Source organism: Solimicrobium silvestre, assembly GCF_002976435.1.
Classification (GTDB): domain Bacteria; phylum Pseudomonadota; class Gammaproteobacteria; order Burkholderiales; family Burkholderiaceae_D; genus Solimicrobium; species Solimicrobium silvestre.
Window position 1 is genome coordinate 158,190 of the sequence record NZ_PUGF01000001.1, and the last position, 16,681, is coordinate 174,870.

General features: G+C 48.4%; 13 protein-coding genes. 7 read left to right on the forward strand and 6 right to left on the reverse strand.

Annotation, left to right across the window (positions count from 1 at the left end; translation table 11 throughout):
• Positions 1-40: 40 nt before the first annotated feature.
• The 3 genes from S2091_RS00660 to S2091_RS00670 are packed head-to-tail and all read left to right on the forward strand — an operon-like array spanning position 41 to position 3,633.
• The gene (locus S2091_RS00660; RefSeq protein ID WP_105529850.1) at positions 41-931 is read left to right on the forward strand and encodes a branched-chain amino acid ABC transporter permease; all 891 of its coding nucleotides are present in this window, start codon (positions 41-43) and stop codon (positions 929-931) included.
• A gap of 3 nt (positions 932-934) precedes the next feature.
• On the forward strand, positions 935-2,878 hold the full coding sequence (locus S2091_RS00665) for a branched-chain amino acid ABC transporter ATP-binding protein/permease (RefSeq protein ID WP_105529851.1): 1,944 nt from the start codon (positions 935-937) through the stop codon (positions 2,876-2,878).
• A 23-nt stretch (positions 2,879-2,901) separates the two neighbouring features.
• Complete coding sequence (locus tag S2091_RS00670) at positions 2,902-3,633, forward strand: ABC transporter ATP-binding protein (protein WP_105529852.1); 732 nt, start codon at positions 2,902-2,904, stop codon at positions 3,631-3,633.
• A gap of 95 nt (positions 3,634-3,728) precedes the next feature.
• On the opposite strand, the gene S2091_RS00675 is transcribed toward S2091_RS00670, so the two are convergent.
• From S2091_RS00675 to S2091_RS00695, 5 genes are all read right to left on the reverse strand, one after another.
• Positions 3,729-4,319 carry a YdeI/OmpD-associated family protein gene (locus S2091_RS00675; protein ID WP_243405256.1) on the reverse strand — a complete coding sequence of 197 codons (591 nt, stop codon included), beginning with the start codon at positions 4,317-4,319 and terminating at the stop codon, positions 3,729-3,731.
• A gap of 254 nt (positions 4,320-4,573) precedes the next feature.
• On the reverse strand, positions 4,574-5,605 hold the full coding sequence (locus tag S2091_RS00680; RefSeq protein WP_105529853.1) for a Glu/Leu/Phe/Val family dehydrogenase: 1,032 nt from the start codon (positions 5,603-5,605) through the stop codon (positions 4,574-4,576).
• A gap of 420 nt (positions 5,606-6,025) precedes the next feature.
• Entirely contained in the window at positions 6,026-7,027 is a 1,002-nt protein-coding gene (dmeF, locus tag S2091_RS00685; protein WP_105529854.1) for a CDF family Co(II)/Ni(II) efflux transporter DmeF, read from the reverse strand.
• A gap of 81 nt (positions 7,028-7,108) precedes the next feature.
• Positions 7,109-7,732: a lysophospholipid acyltransferase family protein gene (locus S2091_RS00690; protein WP_105529855.1), complete on the reverse strand. Its 624-nt coding sequence runs from the start codon at positions 7,730-7,732 to the stop codon at positions 7,109-7,111.
• A 185-nt stretch (positions 7,733-7,917) separates the two neighbouring features.
• Complete coding sequence (locus tag S2091_RS00695; protein WP_105529856.1) at positions 7,918-8,427, reverse strand: DUF3016 domain-containing protein; 510 nt, start codon at positions 8,425-8,427, stop codon at positions 7,918-7,920.
• A 439-nt stretch (positions 8,428-8,866) separates the two neighbouring features.
• Here S2091_RS00695 and S2091_RS00700 point away from each other — a divergent pair, with 439 nt between their 5' ends.
• The 4 genes from S2091_RS00700 (at position 8,867) to vapC (ending at position 14,219) form a co-directional block, all read left to right on the forward strand.
• Complete coding sequence (locus tag S2091_RS00700) at positions 8,867-10,048, forward strand: efflux RND transporter periplasmic adaptor subunit (RefSeq protein ID WP_105529857.1); 1,182 nt, start codon at positions 8,867-8,869, stop codon at positions 10,046-10,048.
• Positions 10,049-10,051: 3 nt separating this feature from the next.
• Entirely contained in the window at positions 10,052-13,252 is a 3,201-nt protein-coding gene (locus S2091_RS00705) for an efflux RND transporter permease subunit (protein ID WP_105529858.1), read from the forward strand.
• 320 nt (positions 13,253-13,572) lie between these two features.
• Positions 13,573-13,806 carry a type II toxin-antitoxin system VapB family antitoxin gene (vapB, locus tag S2091_RS00710; protein ID WP_105529859.1) on the forward strand — a complete coding sequence of 78 codons (234 nt, stop codon included), beginning with the start codon at positions 13,573-13,575 and terminating at the stop codon, positions 13,804-13,806.
• Positions 13,806-14,219, forward strand: a complete 414-nt coding sequence (vapC, locus tag S2091_RS00715) for a type II toxin-antitoxin system tRNA(fMet)-specific endonuclease VapC (protein ID WP_105529860.1) — start codon at positions 13,806-13,808, stop codon at positions 14,217-14,219. Before vapB ends, vapC begins: the two co-directional genes overlap by 1 nt.
• 24 nt (positions 14,220-14,243) lie before the next feature.
• Here vapC and S2091_RS00720 read toward each other — a convergent pair whose 3' ends face one another.
• Positions 14,244-16,655: an ABC transporter permease gene (locus S2091_RS00720; RefSeq protein WP_105529861.1), complete on the reverse strand. Its 2,412-nt coding sequence runs from the start codon at positions 16,653-16,655 to the stop codon at positions 14,244-14,246.
• Positions 16,656-16,681 lie beyond the last annotated feature (26 nt).

Genomic DNA, 16,681 nt, shown 5'->3' on the forward strand with positions numbered 1-16,681 from the left:
GAGCTGCTAAGTCAGCTTGCATTGCACTGGGGTTTAAATCATGGATATTTTCTTGCAGCTTGTACTGAGCGGCGTTGCACTCGGTATGATCTATGCCGTCATTGCGTTTGGTTACCAGCTGACCTTTGCCACGTCAGGCACGCTTAATTTTGGACAGGGCGAAGCGCTGATGCTCGGTGCGCTAGTCGGGCTTAGTCTGGTTGGCACCATTCATGGCGGCCCTTATCTGAGCTATGTGCTGATGATACCGGTGGTGATGGTATTCGGCGCCCTGCAAGGCATGTTGGTCGAGTGGATCGGGGTGCGTCCCGCGATTAAAATCAAATCTGAATTTGGCTGGATCATGTCGACTATCGCGTTAGCGATCATCTTCAAGAACGTGGCGGAGAATATCTGGGGCAAGGACGACCTGACTTTCCCGTCGCCGTTGAGCTCGGCACCTATTACCGTACTGGGGGCCAATGTGCAGCCTATGCAAATCGCTGTAGTCATCGGCGCGCTGGCGATCATGGCGGCAGTGGAGGTTTTCAACCGCAAATCGATCTACGGTAAGGCCGTGGTGGCAACTGCCAATGACCGCGATGCCGCCGCACTGATGGGTATTAACACCCGCATGGTTATCACCTTCTCCTATGCACTGTCGTCGGCCACGGCCGCTTTTGCTGGTGTACTGGTAGCACCGCTGACGCTGACCGGCGCCACCATGGGCGCGTCGCTGGGACTGAAGGCGTTTGCCGTGGCTATTATCGGCGGCCTGACTTCCGGCGTCGGTGCCATCGTGGGCGGCCTGATATTAGGTATAGCTGAAACCACGACCGGCTATTACATTTCTACCGGTTACAAAGAAGTACCGGGTCTGCTGTTGCTATTGCTGGTACTGGCGATCAAGCCATCCGGCCTGTTCGGCAAAGCTGCCATCAAGAAAGTCTAATCAATGAACAAAAAAATGCTGGCCCTCAGTGTGCTGGGCGTGGCAGCCTTAGCGCTGTTCCCGACACTGATACCCAATCCCTATTACATCCATCTGGCTGAAACCATTCTCATTTATGCCATTTTGCTGTTCGGACTCGATATCGTGGTCGGTTATACCGGTCAGGTTTCGCTCGGTCATGCCGGTCTGTTTGGCATAGGTTCTTATGCCACTGGTGTACTGGTATTCAAACTGGCCGCTCCATTTTGGATCGGAATACCGGCCAGTATCGCCGCTGCTGCGCTGTTCGGTGCCATTCTTGCGTTACCGGCGCTGCGCGTAACGGGCCCTTATCTGGCGATGGTGACGCTGGCCTTTGGTACCATCATCGAAATTTTAATCAATGAAATGGACTTCTTAACCAACGGGCCGATGGGTATCAAGATCGCCAAGCCGGTCATTTTCGGCGTCAAGCTGGGCGAAGTTGGTTATTACTATCTGGTTGCCGCATTGATGCTGCTTTCGCTAGTGGTGGTTCACCGCATACTCAAGTCTAATCTTGGGCGCGCTTTTGAAGCATTGCGCGACAGCCCAATTGCCTCCGATTGCATGGGCGTGTCGGTGTACCGCTATAAGGTCTATGCCTTTGTGATTAGTGCCGGTTTCGCTGGCTTGGCCGGCAGCCTGTATGCGTATTCGGAAGAATATATTTCACCCAATACTTACAACTTTGAACTGACCATCTTGTTCTTGCTGGCCGTGATCATGGGCGGGCGCAAGACGCGCTCGGGCGCCCTGCTGGGAGCGCTGATCGTCGTCATGCTGCCAAGTCTGCTGGCTGACATCGACCTGTTCCGTCAGATTGCCGTCACAGCAGCGGTGCTCGGTGTGGCGGGGGGTGCTTACATGCTAATCAAGAAGCGCAGCACTGTGCGCGGTGTGATCGTACCGCTGGTCGCGACCATCGGCATGGCTGGTTTTTCATACCATCTGGAAAACATCATCGATTGGCGTTTGACCATTTTCGGGTTGATGACCTTGTTTGTTGTCTATTACCTGCAAGATGGAATCGTGGGATTCCTGCATGGCCTGATCGGCAAAAGAGCCACGCAAGAACCGTTGGCGACAGCGAGTGCCACGGCGGCATCATTCGCACGCGCTCAAGGCGGCACCAATGGCGACACGCTACTGCGCGTTGACCAAGTACTTATGGCGTTTGGCGGGCTCAAGGCGTTAAACCAAGTCAGCCTGAACGTATTGCAAGGCTCAGTACATGGTCTGATCGGCCCCAATGGCTCAGGCAAGAGCACCATGATGAATATCTTGACTGGCATTTACCGACCAACGTCAGGCAAGGTCGAATTTGCCGGTGCGATGATTTCAGGGCGCACAACGTCCGAGATTGCGTTGGGCGGCGTAGCGCGCACCTTTCAAAACGTTGAGCTGTTTGGCGAAATGACGGCGACTGAAAACGTGCTAGTTGGTTTACACCATACCTTCAAGTCGAACATCCTCGACATCATGCTGCAAACGCCGCGCTACCGGCGCGAAGAGCGCGCTGCGCGTGCGCGTGCGGCCAGTATTCTCGAGTTCGTCGGTCTGGCTGATCTGGCTAGTGAGGAGGCGCGCAACCTCCCTTACGGCAAGCAGCGGCTGCTGGAAATCGGACGCGCGCTGGGGCTGAGCCCGCGCTTGCTACTGCTCGATGAACCAGCGGCAGGCCTGACAGCTCCCGACATCCGCGACCTGATCGCGATCATCCGCAAAATCCGCGAGTATGGCATTACCATCATATTGATTGAACATCATATGGACGTGGTCATGACGTTATCCGATGTCGTCACCGTGCTCGACTTTGGTCAGAAGATTGCAGAAGGAGCGCCTGCCGTTGTGCAGGGTGATCCGAAGGTGATTGAAGCTTATCTGGGCGGACTCAGCGATGCAGTGACCCCTTCGACCGCACATTAATCAGGACAAACTCAAGAAGAAATATGCTCACCATTTCCAATTTGTATGCCGGCTACGGCAAGGTCGAAGTTTTGCACGGTATCTCGCTCGATATTCCCAAGGGCCGGCTGGTCACGCTAATCGGCTCGAACGGCGCTGGCAAAACCACCACCATGCGCGCCATCTCCGGCATGCTCAAGCCCAGCAGCGGCAGCGTGCGTCTGAATGATCAGGACATTACAGGCTTTGACGCGCACCGAATTGCGCGCGCGGGCCTGGCCCATTCGCCTGAAGGACGGCGCGTATTTGCATCAATGACGGTGACGGACAATTTACTACTGGGTGCTTTTCCCCGTTACGTGGGAGCACGCCCGAAAGGCGATATCAAACTTGATCTGGAGAAGGCGCTTGAACTGTTTCCGCGCCTGAAAGAGCGCCGCAGCCAGCTGGCCGGCACCCTGTCCGGCGGCGAACAGCAAATGCTCGCCATGGCTCGCGCTGTCATGCTCAACCCCGATGTTATCTTGCTCGATGAGCCTTCCATGGGACTGGCGCCCATCTTGGTCGAAGAAGTATTTCGTATCATCACCAGACTTAAATCGGAAGGCGTGACGATGTTGCTGGTGGAGCAGTTCGCAGCAGCGGCACTGAACGTGGCCGATTATGGCTATGTACTGGAAAACGGCAGCATCTCAGTACATGGCCCGGCGGCCAGTCTGAAGACAGATCCTAAAGTGGTGGCGGCCTATCTTGGTGGGGCAGCCGCGCATAATTAGCAGCACTGATGAATCAACCTAACGGACGTTGATATTGGCAAAAGCCGCGCATTATGGATTCGCGAACCTCATTGTGCGCGCACTGATCAGTTCAATTACTGATCATTCAAGCCTTTTCCATTCAGAATTTGCGGCATGGATTTTTCAATCCTTGACTCCCGTGTTTTAGATTGTTTGGGTGCGGAAAAATGAAGAAGGTAGGCTCTTTGCCGCCCTGGCGTCAATGCTTCAAAAGCAGTTTTCAAGGCAGGGATTTGATCTAATTTATGTTGAAATTCTTCAGTCAGAATGAATTCATCGGTCTTTTTAAAACTCACTTTCAAACCGGCTTTTTCCACTTCAATGGCTTCATGAATATAGGCTTTCAAGATGGTTTTCATCTTAACTATTTCTTGCACATTGGTGAAGCGAATCTGGCGTCCCGCCTGCGTATTTTCTGTTTGTTGGATCAGAATGCCATTGGGATCTTTTAACAAGGCGCCTTTAAAAAATAACACTGCGCAGTATTCTTTAAATACATGAATTAAGACGACGTTACTTTCCTGAAAAGAGTAACAAGGAACGCCCCATTTCAATTCCTCGTTCAGCGGACAGTCAAGAACGATCATTCTCAACTTCTCTAACTCTTCCTGCCACGTTTTTGCTTTACTAAAATAACCATCAACTTTGGGGTTCATTGTTTTCATATTTTAATACTCCAAAATAAAGTGAACTGAAACATAAAAAATTAGAAATAGTTATGAAAGACTTTTTTAGACAGGAAGCGCCAGTCATTCAAACATCTTGAACAGCTCCTTATCTACACACTGCCGCCATTCCTAAATAACATTAAATTAAAAATCAAAGAATAGAAACTTTATTGCCTATAAATCCCAAACAAAAAAAACGCCCGAATTCGATGTGAATTCAGGCGTTTTTCAGTATTACATTAACTCTTAGATTAACGTTTAAACCGTGCTTCAGCCACACGGTCAGCGACTACACTAGTAGACAAACCTTCGTGCGCTGCGCGTTCAAACACTTCAGTTAAGGTTGCGCCGATTTCACGTACATGCGCTTCCACATCCGCTTCCGGCTTATTCAAATATTCGTAGCAAACTTTGATGATACCGCCCGCATTAATCACGAAATCAGGCACATACAACATACCTTTTTGACGCATCATGTCGCCCACATCGGCAGTCGCCAACTGGTTGTTAGCAGCACCGGCCACGATGCTGGCTTTAATGCGTGACAAGGTCAATGGGTTTAATGTTGCACCCAAAGCGCATGGCGCGTAAATGTCGGCGGCTACGTCGTAGATTGCATCAACAGATACCACTTCCGCGCCAAATTCAGCACGAGCGCGTTCTACTGCGGCAGTATCAATATCAGCAACAATCAACTTGGCACCGGCTGCGTGCAAACGGCGTGCATAGTCATAACCAACATGGCCCAAGCCTTGCACGGCAACGACTAAACCTTCCATGTTGTCACGTTTTAAATGGAATTTAACGGCGGCTTGCGCACCAACAAAACAACCTAAAGCGGTAAATGGAGAAGGATCGCCACTGTCGCCCAAGCCAGCTACAAATTTAGTTTTATTCGACACGTTAGCCATGTCGGCCGGGCTGGTTCCAATATCTTCCGCAGTAACATAACGGCCGCCCAAACGCTCTAAGGCTTCGCCTAAGGCTTCAAATAAAGCTGGGGTTTTGTCTGTTTTTGGATTACCGATAATGACGCTTTTACCGCCGCCAATTGGCAAGCCTGCGACTGCATTTTTGTATGTCATACCGCGCGACAGGCGCAGCACATCGTTGATCGCCGCAGCTTCGTTCATGTAACTCCACATCCGGCAGCCACCCATGGCAGGGCCTAAATTGGTGTTATGTACGGCGATAATTGCTTTTAAGCCTGATTTAGGCTCAGATACGAACACGACTTGTTCGTGATCGTCAAAATTGGGTTCGTTAAATACAAATGCAGTCATGTTATTGGCTCCGTGCGAGGTGATTTAACCAGTTCAGATAAGAAGTGGCGTGGCAAATCGCTGTGTTGTGGGGGTTAAAAGTTGCTTGAAAACTAAAAAATAAAGTAAGAAAGTAGGTTGTTTTTAGCGGGTTGTTGCTAAAAATACCGGCGCGCTCAATTGTGTCGAGCGCCGCGCGAGTATAAAGAGTTCATTGTGGAAATTCAAGTTTGGATGAATTTTTGACAAAAACTAAAACGCCTTTGCACATAAATTCAGGCTCGCCATTAACGTCATTCCCGCGTAGGCGGGAATCTTGGGGCACCAACAAATAGTGCAGGCACGAACCATTCCACTGGCAGACGATGAATTGTCTGTATTCCCAGCTCCACCACTGGATCTCCACCTGCGCGAGGATGACGTTATTGTTATTAGCAACAATCAGCTAGCAGTGATAGTACGTTGCACTTCAACGGTGATATGCGACAAACCTTTGTGCTGCTTTAACAGCGCATGGTAATAAGCCGGCTCACGTTTTGCCTGATTAGTCAGCACCGACACCACGGCACCGAAATGTCCCGGGCCTAAACGCCAGATATGCAGATCAACCAATTGATCGCCCGCTTCTTTCACCACCGCTTTTACTTTATTACCCATGGCGTCATTAGTATTCACGTCCAACAAAATCGCGCCGGTGTCTTTGATTAAGGTATATGACCAGCTAAAAATTACCAGCGCGCCGATAATACCGGCCAATGGATCCATCCACAGCCAGCCAAATGAACGTGCTAACAGCAAGCCGATAATCGCCAGCACCGACACTGCCGCATCGGCAATCACATGCACATACGCGGCACGCATATTATGGTCACGCGCATCGACTTCATTATGTTGATGATCGTGGTGGTCGTGTTCATGGTGATCGTGATGATCGTGATGATCGTGACCATGATGGCTGTGCCCGTGATGATGACCATGATCACCGCCACTTAACAACCAGGCGCTGACAATGTTGACAGCCAAACCGAGTACGGCAATCGGGATCGCTTCGGTAAAACTGATCGCCACAGGCGACATAAAACGGGAAATCGCTTCATAGCCGATCAGCAGCGCAATCATCGCCAGAATAATCGCGCTGGTGAAGCCCGCCAGGTCGCCCATTTTGCCGGTACCGAATACAAAGCGCGGGTTATTTACATGCTTGCGTGCATAGGAATACGCTAGTGCCGCAATCAGCATTGCCCCAGCATGAGTAGACATGTGCAGGCCGTCTGCCACCAATGCCAGCGAACCGAACAGGCTACCGCCAACAATTTCAGCAATCATCATCACACTGCAAAGTGCAATCACCGCCCAGGTTTTGCGCCCGTTGCTATCATGGCCTTCACCTAGAAAAACATGGTCATGGCCAGCACCAAACGGTGCCTCATAAAATTGATTCATTTGAATACACTCAACATATCGGGAAAATAGTTCCGCATTTTACACTTGATGCGCTTGAGCAATAGAGCTGCGATGAAAGTATTACGATTCACGGTCCTTGCTACCGGCTTTAATTTGTATCGTTTCATCGTCAAATTGCTGAGGATTTTTACCGGTAAAGCCGCGATAAAATTGTTTGATTTCTTGCATATCGTGTTCGATATCGCCGCTCGGATGAAACAGGTGTGCAACGCCGCCAACTTTATCTTTAAAATCCATAAAGCCCAGCAAAATCGGCACCTTGGCACCGAGTGCAATGTAATAAAAACCGGTCTTCCAATGGCTGACTTTATCGCGCGTACCTTCTGGCGGCACAATCACGGTGAGTCGTTCGGTGCGATTAAAGGCATCAATTGTGCCTTGCACTAAATTACCGGATTTTTCCCGGTCAACCGGAATCCCACCCAACCAGCGCATCACGGAACCCATTACTGGTGGAAATAAGCTGGACTTGCCCATCCAATAGACCCGCAAACGCAGCGCAAAGCACACCATTAAGGTAAAAGGGAAATCCCAATTGCTGGTATGTGGCGCAGCGATCAGTACATATTTGGCTTCATCCGGTGCCTTCCCATCGACCCGCCATCCAAGCAAACGCAGCATCAGTACAGAAATCCAACGCATTACAGTATTTACAACGGGAGTATCAAAAATCGTGTGATGCATAACAATACCGACCAGCCTTTAAAGAAGAAACTTAAGCTTAATAAGCTAAATAAGGCCTGCATTATAGGTAAACGTTACGCGTTTAGGAACTTTTGGGGGAAATTAAGGCGGAAATTATGACAAGACCATCACATAAAAATGGTGGGCACTGTGTTGAGCACCCACCGACTAGCTAAATTAACAGCTTACTTACCAGGTAATATTTTTTGCATTTGTTGCTGTTCAAACCATTGTCGAATCATATATTCTTCATACGGATAAAGCTTACGATCCCGCCCAATGATAGAGGCTGGTCTTGACATAAAACCGAGATCTTTCAGGTCAACCTTGGCTTCTTTAAGCACCTTATTTTGTGCATCCAATAATTTGTACTCAAACATAATTGCTGGCCGATAAATTGGCTTAACCACTCGCATTTCAACGCCGGAGCCACGCATACTCGGCCTCACTTCGCCAGCTAAATCCAAGTCAGTAACGGTGATTTGCCAGACTGTATTGTCGGGTAATTTTCGAGCTAATTCGGCAAATATGCTATCAAAATTCTTAAACAGGTCAGCTTCAAATTTACCTTTATCTTGATCGCCTGATTGAATATCCGTGTATTTTTCAGGCTCTTGCCATTTAACCGTTACTTCGCCAGCAAATGCTGTGCAACTGATAAAAATAGCGGCTACAACCAATAATAATTTATTCATTTTAAATACCTCTCTGAAGTGTTGATAGTCAACCTGAAAATATTAGCAGATTTTATGCAACGAGTTGTTTCGACAAGTTTCTATTTATGCACATTTACGCTGCAGGTCAATTTCCCCATTCATCGCTCAATTAAACAACTCATCCTACAAATTCCTCAGTTTGTCGCATACCGTTCAATGAAAAATTTGAATTAACTATACTGCGAATAGTCCCAAAATTCGACAACGCGTCAACACTTAATTTTTATACTTTTTACATTATTTAATTGCCGTGAGATATTATTTATATATACTCTCGGCAACTAAATTAACTAATAGGACTTCCGCAAAATTGTTCCAGCAAGATGCGCCGACGCCGACAGTACGAATAGTACGGCAAGGAGGTGCAACGCCGCTGGGGCAGTTTTGCGGAAGTCCCTCACAAAGCTTGGAGAAAACCATGTTGCCTTACTCTAGATCTACGTTGTTTGTATCGACCACTTTAGCTATCGCCGCATTCGCCTGCCTGAGTGGATGCAACAATGCTTCCTCCAAGTCGGATAAAGCGACTGTCGCTGACATTCTATTAATCGCCCCAGAAGATTTGACGACTATCCACACCAATGCCTTCGCTTCCGGCCCCTCCATTACCGGCTCAGTACAGCCTGAGAGAAAGGCCGATTTACGTGCCGAAATTTCTTCGGTCGTGTTGCAAGTATTAAAAGAAAACGGCGAGAAGGTTAAAAAAGGTGATTTGTTAGTGCGCTTAGATGACACATCAATACGCGACAGTTTAAATTCTGCACAAGAATCAGAGCGCGCAGCGACCCAGTCACTGGAACAGGCGCAGCGCCAATATGAGCGCCTTAAAACGCTACGTGGTTCAGGCATGGCATCTGCCCAACAGGTAGAAGATGCAGAAATTCGCCGCAACACCGGTCAAAGCGATTTATCCGCCGCCAACACGCGCACGGTACAAGCCCGCCAACAATTGCAGCGGACCGAAATTCGTGCCCCGTTTGACGGCATTATTAGCGAACGCAAAGTCTCCAACGGCGATACTGCGCAAATCGGTAAAGAGTTAGTCAAGGTCATCGACCCAACCAGCATGCGCTTTGAAGGCCTGGTTTCTGCCGACACGGTTAGTCAGGTAAAGATAGGCCAAGCGGTTAATTTTAGAATCAATGGCTATAACGGGCAAAATTTTAACGGCACCGTCAAGCGCGTTAATCCTGAAGCCAATCCGGTCACACGTCAGGTTGAAGTACTGGTCAGTTTTAGCGATAGCGCACAGCCACAAGTGTCCGGCCTGTATGCCGAAGGACAAATTGAGGCTGGCAGCATTGCGACGTTGATGATTCCTGAAATGTCGATAGTACGCAATGGCGACAAAACCACCGCTTGGACAGTCAAAGATAACGCCATCCACAAAACAATTATCGCTCTGGGTGCACGAGACCTGCGACGTGGTGACTATGTCGTGAAAAGCGGTTTAAGTGATGGCGATATTTTATTGCGCAATCCAAGTACCACGCTCAAAGACGGCCAGAAAGTAGATGCATCTAACAAGCCAGCAGCTAAACCTGCCGCGGCTACTACGTCAGCCACAGCCGTAGCCACTTCCGACTCAACAGGAAAATAAGCCATGTTCTTATCTGACTTTAGTATTAAGCGTCCGATTGCGACGATCGTCATCATCATCATGCTAATGTGCATGGGATTATTGGCTCTTAAAAAATTACGGGTAAATCAAAATCCCGACGTGCAATTCCCCTTGATCGTAGTCAGCGTCCCCTACCCAGGTGCGTCGCCGGATACGGTTGAGCATGAAGTGATTAACCGTATTGAAAAATCGCTACAAAGCATTACCGGTGTTGATCAGATGCGCTCCACTGCCAATGAAGGCAGCGCTACCTTTCTGATTTTTTTCAAGTTCGGTAAAAATATGGTCGAAGCAGGCGATGAAATCCGCAATGCAATTGGCAGCATACGCTACAAACTTCCGGCAGAAATTCGCGAACCCGTGCTGGAAAGAATAGACCCCGCAGCAGACCCGATTATGGAGATTGCGCTTTCCTCCACCGTACAGTCGCATGCTGAAATTTCTCGCCTAGCTGAAGACCAGTTAGCCGAAAAATTCAGGGCGATTGATGGCGTTGCGGTTGTCACCGTCAACGGTGCTTTGCGACGCGAACTGAGCGTGTTATTAAAAGCCGAAAAACTGCGTGAATACAATGTTTCGGTGAATGAAGTAGTCAATGCTTTGCGCAACCAAAATACCAATGCGCCGGTCGGCAAGGTACGCGGCACGTTAAGTGAACAAAGCATACGTCTGGTTGGTCGCATTGAAACCCCGGCTGAATTTGAACAAATTGTGGTCAAACATAATGGCGACCAGGTAGTACGCCTTGCACAAGTAGCGAGCATAGAAGATGGCTTTGCCGAAGTGAATAGCTACAGCGTACGTAATGCGCGTCCTAATGTGAACATTTCCGTGGTTCGCGCCAATAGCTCCAGCACTATTACTGTGGCGAATAAAGTTCGGGACCTGGTTGCTGAAATTAATAAAACCCTGCCGAATGGAACCGACCTGGTCGTGACCAATGATGGCGGAGAAAACGCTCAAAGCAGCTTAGATAATGTGATTGATTCACTGATGTTCGGCGCTGTTCTCACCATTTTTGTGGTGTACATATTTTTAAATTCGTGGCGCTCTACCTTGATTACGGCATTAAGTTTACCTACCTCCGTTATTGCCGCTTTCATTGCCGTCTGGGCCTGTGGCTTTACCTTAAACTTTATGACCTTGCTCGGCTTGTCATTAGCGATTGGAGTGTTAATTGATGATGCGATTGTGGTGCGCGAAAACATTGTACGGCACATGGAAATGGGTAAAGACCGACGCACGGCAGCGTCGGAAGGTACGCGCGAAATCGGTATGGCGGTTGCCTCCACCACGTTTTCGATCATTTCGGTATTTATCCCGGTCGCGTTCATGCAGGGTGAGGCTGGCGAATGGTTCAGACCATTTGCGCTCACGGTGGCTATTTCAGTATTAGTCAGCCTGTTTATTTCATTCACGTTAGATCCGATGTTATCTGCTTATTGGGGCGACCCGGTTGGTCAGCATTTGAAGCCAAAACGCGGCATCAGTTTATGGCTATCAAAATTTAATCATTGGTTTGATCATCAGGCAAATCGTTATGGCAGTGTTATCGCCTGGGCCTTGCATCACCGCCGTTCCATGGCAGTGATTGCCGGAGCTAGTTTAGTCGGGGCGATAGCGTTACAAGCCACATTGGGCGGCACCGATTTTTTACCAGCAACGGACGCCGGACAAATCGCAATTGATGTACGTACCCCATCCAGCTCCAGCATTGAATATAATCGTTTAAAAATTGAAAAAGCGGCTGAACTGGCACGCACAATATCAGAAACCGTGGCAACAAATAGCAATGTAAATGCGGCCGGTGGTCGGATATATGTCGACATCGGCAAAAGCACCAAACGCAAACGCTCAGCCAGCCAGATCGCGGTGGAACTGCGCGGCTTAATGAAGCGCTTAGTCGGCGCTGAATATGTGGTGCAAGATGATTTAAATAATGGCGGTAACAAGCCAGTGCAAATTAAATTTTTCGGTACCGATTCACGACGCTTAACAACAATCACCAACGATTTCATGGAGAAGTTACGCCATGTTCCCGGTGCGGTTGATGTGGGTTTGTCTGAGCAAGCACCTAAAGACGAATTGCAGATTGAACTGAATCGCGGTCTGGCAAATTCACTAGGCATTTCTGTGGCCGATGCAGCGCAATCTTTACGCGTGGCGTTTGCGGGTGTTGAAGTCGGTGACTGGGTTGATCCTACCGGTGAGTCACGCGATGTGGCGGTACGCTTACAGGCGGATGACCGACTGAACGCAGAAAATATTGAGCACTTGCCAATTGCTGTCAATGGTGGCAACTCGATGGTTCCGTTAGATCAGATTGCCACCATTAAAATGGGTAAAGGCCCATCCAAAATTGAACATAGCGATGGCAAACGGATGATTAATGTATCTGCCAACGCAGAAGGCCGCTCTGCCGGTGAAGTCACATCCGATGCATTAACCATAGCTAAGGCAATTGATTTCCCACCTGGTTTTGGTATTGAACTGGGCGGTGCTGCACGTAGTCAGCAAGAATTATTCAGCGAAATGTTTATTGCCTTAATCATGGGTATCGGTTTGATGTATTTGATTTTGGTGATTCAATTCGGTTCATTCACGGCACCATTAGCGGTCATGTTGTCGTTGCCATTAAGTTTAATCGGCGTAGTCATTGCGCTGTTACTGACTAAGGGCACGATTAATTTAATGAGTTTTATCGGCGTCATTATGCTGATGGGTCTGGTCGCTAAAAACGCTATTTTGTTATTAGATTGCGCTCGCAAACATGAGGCATTAGGGCATGACCGTGAAGAGTCGTTAATGTACGCAGGACGCATGCGCTTGCGCCCAATTTTAATGACCACTTTCGCGCTGATCGCGGGGATGATGCCGGTCGCTATCGGTATGGGTGAAGGTGGCGAGTTTTACCGGCCATTGGCTGTTGCCATCATCGGCGGCACCATTACTTCTACGATGCTGACCTTGCTGGTAGTTCCGACCTTTTACGACAGCATCGAAATCGCTCGTGACCGGATGTTTGCAAAAATGGCGGCACGTACAGAACGGATGAATGTGGTGGTGGCGTTCTTCCTAACTATGTTTGAAGCGTTCCTGACCTTGATCTTTGTACGCTGGATATTTAGACAGGTAATTAAGTTGTCGGGACTGTTGGGCGGACGTAAATCAATGGCTTCTTAACATCGACTATTCAGATTTAGTTGTGTAAGAAAAAGCACCTTGCCACTTGTTGGTAAGGTGCTTTTTTCTTATCTTTCAAAATCTCATCATTGATCTTCGGGCTGGCCTCCGATGATATCCAGCACATAACTCAGCGAGCCGATCAATTCCGATAACGAAATACCTGTTGCAACAGACAAAACTCTGGCGGGAGTTATTAAATTTGCATAAAGGATGTTTGCCTAATGAAAGCGGATGCTTTTTACGGCAAATGAAAAATGTGCTGATGTGAAAACAATGCGATATACTTCTGCGATATACCATATTTTTGGAGTTGAAAAATGACAATCAGCACTGTGTTTATTTCAAATCGCACCCAAGCAGTTCGCATACCTTTGGAATTAAGATTACCGAAAGAAGTCACCAAAGTAGAAGTCCGAGCCGTTGGTAATGAGCGCATTATTGCACCGGTCGGCGAGTCCTGGAATAGCTTTTTCCTGAACACCCCACCAGTCAGCGATGATTTTTTAGAAGAGCGTGCCACGCAGCATCAAGCAGATCGGGAGGCATTCTAATGCTGAAATATCTGCTTGATACCAACATAGTGATTTATGTGCTTAAACGCCGGCCACTTGAGCTTTTACAGGTATTTAATAATCACACAAATCATATGGCGATTTCGGCAATTACTTTAGGCGAACTATTGCATGGTGTAGAAAAAAGTAGCCAGCCAGTAGCCAATTTAAACGTTGTTGAAGACTTTTGTAGCCGGGTGACGGTATTGCCCTATGCAGCAAAAGCTGCACAACATTATGGAGCGATTCGTGCCGCGCTTGAAAAAATTGGTCAGCCAATTGGTGTCAATGATTTTCATATCGCAGCGCATGCACGTAGCGAAGGGTTAATTTTAGTTACAAATAACATCAAAGAATTCGTGAAAGTGCCAGCCTTGCAATTAGAAAACTGGCTAGCCGCGCCTGAAAAATAATGGCATAAATTAAGATTGAATGCCTTAAATTCGCAAAGCCACTACTGGCGACATCCGAATCGCCAGCAATGCATGGCGCAAAATACCAAAGAAGGCAACCACACAGGCGAGCGCCAATGCGCCAACCAAAGGCCAAACTCCCATCGGTGCGCGCTCAACAAATTCCGCCAAATATTTTTCGCTTGCAACAGCCGCAATCGGTAAGCCTATCAGCGCGCTAATCGCGACTAGTATTCCAAATTCACGTGCTAGCAAGCCTGCAATTGCTCCACCATTTGCCCCGTACAATTTACGTAAAACGATTTCACGGGTGCGGCGTTGCACGCTGTAAGCGGATAAAACATAAATACCAAAAGCGGCAATCGCAATTGCTAACACGCTGGCAGCGGCTAGTAATTTGGCCAGGCGTAAATCATCGGCGTAATTTTCAGCGACGACATCTTGTGCCCTGCGCATCACCATGTCATCAGTAGGGAATGAATGTGTCCAAATAGTAGCCACTGCTTTTTCCAAGCTGGCAAAATCGCCAGTACTGCGCACGGTCAGTACCGTCATACGGGAGGACAGCAAATACACCACAGCTTGCGCGGTTTCGCGATTGCTTTGATGTCGGATATCAGGCGCGATGCCGATGATTTGCTTGGTCATATCTCCGCCCCAGGAAACCATCTGCCCGATTGCGGCTTCGGGGGAAGCAAAACCCAACGCTTGCGCAGCCTGCCAATTAAGAATTACATGGTTATTTGCGGCTTGATCCAAGCGCGGATCGAACAGACGCCCAGCGCGCGGCTTGACGCCAACTACATCAAAAAAATTAGGGCTTATATCTTGACTGGAGAGGACTACTTCTTGACCCGTTTTGCTCTTCACGCTATTCGCGCTTTTATGTGAACTGTTGGCAGGCGGGTTGAGTGACGCAGCAACGCCAGTAACGCCGGGTAAGTGTTCCAGTTGATCTCGAAACGCCACGCCTATTGGATCATTTAAATCGATCGACATACGGATCACCACTAATTGAGTCGGATCAAACCCGGGATTACTTTTGCGGGAATAATTGGTTTGCCACAGAATAGCTAGCGTTAATCCGGCAAACCCCATCGCCACTGAGAACTGCATTACCGTCAACACTCGCCGTATCCACAAGCCACTGGCGGTTTCCAGATTTCCGCGTCCGGCAACGCTTTCAGCAGCTCTCACGCGCAACGCGATCCATGCAGGATATATGCCTGTCACCAAGCCGACGATTAACCCAAACAATGCGCAAAGCATGAGATTTTGCGATGTGAATAATGCATCCAATTTACGGGCCATCAATTCCGAAAAAAGCGGCAACAATAACCAGGCCAGCAATATCCCAAGCGTTGTGGCAACAACTGAAACCAGCAACGCTTCCGCCATAAAATTGCCGATGATGTGATGCACACTTGCCCCTAGCACCTTACGCAAACCTATCTCACGCTGCCGCCGCAAGGTGCGAACGATAGCAAGATTGACGTAGTTAATCGCCGCCAGCAGTAAAATCAAGATCGCGACGACAGCTAAGCCAATCACCACGTTTTTATTCCCCCATGCGCCGTGCCTATTCAGATCCTGATCAAAATAACTGTCTGCTAAAGAGACTATGCGCATGTCTTGCAATTTTATGCCGCCTCGTTTCCGTAATGCATCAGGCCCCATTTTTGAAAGCTGTCCAAAACGATCTACCGCATCTTGTAAAACGTTTTCCAGCGCTGCTGGCGTAGCACCAACACGCAGTTTCAAATACAGTTTCCCAACTCCATCGTCCCAGTTATTCACATAGCTAGCCCGATCCGCCTCCGGCCATGCCGCCGTGTTGGTGCCCACTAATGCCAAATAAGGTTCCATCGTATTGGACGGCGGGTCTGGCAAAAGTGCCGCCACCTGATACGATTTTTCATCTATTTTTACTATTTTGTGCAATATCTGAGTTTCGCCAAATATCTTCTGCGCAGTACTCAGCGTCAATGCAATGGCATCAGGCTTAGTCAAGGCTGCTTGCAAGTCACCTTCCAATGCCTGAATGCCGAATAGCTGGGGAAAATCCGGTTCAACTGCACTCAGTTCAATTTTTTGCGATCGAATTTCCGTGTGGTTTTCCGCCACAATCAGCGCATCGATTTGATGTACAAAGCTGGTCATTATCACAAGTCCGCTCTTTTTTGCAATGGCACTGAATGGAAATTGAATTCCATCGGTCCAAATTGGCGGCGCAGAAATTAGATTAATCCGTTGTTTTACCGAGTAGACATGCTCCCTATCAGGCACCTGTGCATCGTAATTAAACGAATAACGCACAAAACCCAGCAACAAAAAACACGCCGCAAAACCAAGCGTCAGTCCAAAGACAACCATGACAGAATAGACAGGCTCGTTAATCAGCAAACGCCAACCGATACGAAAATCACGTAGATTCATTTGATATTCCTTCTATCATTAATAAT

Coding starts and splice junctions, on each gene's coding strand:
- S2091_RS00660 (WP_105529850.1), top strand. CDS start 41: ATGGATATTTTCTTGCAGCTTGTACTGAGCGGCGTTGCACTCGGTATG.
- S2091_RS00665 (WP_105529851.1), top strand. CDS start 935: ATGAACAAAAAAATGCTGGCCCTCAGTGTGCTGGGCGTGGCAGCCTTA.
- S2091_RS00670 (WP_105529852.1), top strand. CDS start 2,902: ATGCTCACCATTTCCAATTTGTATGCCGGCTACGGCAAGGTCGAAGTT.
- S2091_RS00675 (WP_243405256.1), bottom strand. CDS start 4,319: ATGAAAACAATGAACCCCAAAGTTGATGGTTATTTTAGTAAAGCAAAA.
- S2091_RS00680 (WP_105529853.1), bottom strand. CDS start 5,605: ATGACTGCATTTGTATTTAACGAACCCAATTTTGACGATCACGAACAA.
- dmeF (WP_105529854.1), bottom strand. CDS start 7,027: ATGAATCAATTTTATGAGGCACCGTTTGGTGCTGGCCATGACCATGTT.
- S2091_RS00690 (WP_105529855.1), bottom strand. CDS start 7,732: ATGCATCACACGATTTTTGATACTCCCGTTGTAAATACTGTAATGCGT.
- S2091_RS00695 (WP_105529856.1), bottom strand. CDS start 8,427: ATGAATAAATTATTATTGGTTGTAGCCGCTATTTTTATCAGTTGCACA.
- S2091_RS00700 (WP_105529857.1), top strand. CDS start 8,867: ATGTTGCCTTACTCTAGATCTACGTTGTTTGTATCGACCACTTTAGCT.
- S2091_RS00705 (WP_105529858.1), top strand. CDS start 10,052: ATGTTCTTATCTGACTTTAGTATTAAGCGTCCGATTGCGACGATCGTC.
- vapB (WP_105529859.1), top strand. CDS start 13,573: ATGACAATCAGCACTGTGTTTATTTCAAATCGCACCCAAGCAGTTCGC.
- vapC (WP_105529860.1), top strand. CDS start 13,806: ATGCTGAAATATCTGCTTGATACCAACATAGTGATTTATGTGCTTAAA.
- S2091_RS00720 (WP_105529861.1), bottom strand. CDS start 16,655: ATGAATCTACGTGATTTTCGTATCGGTTGGCGTTTGCTGATTAACGAG.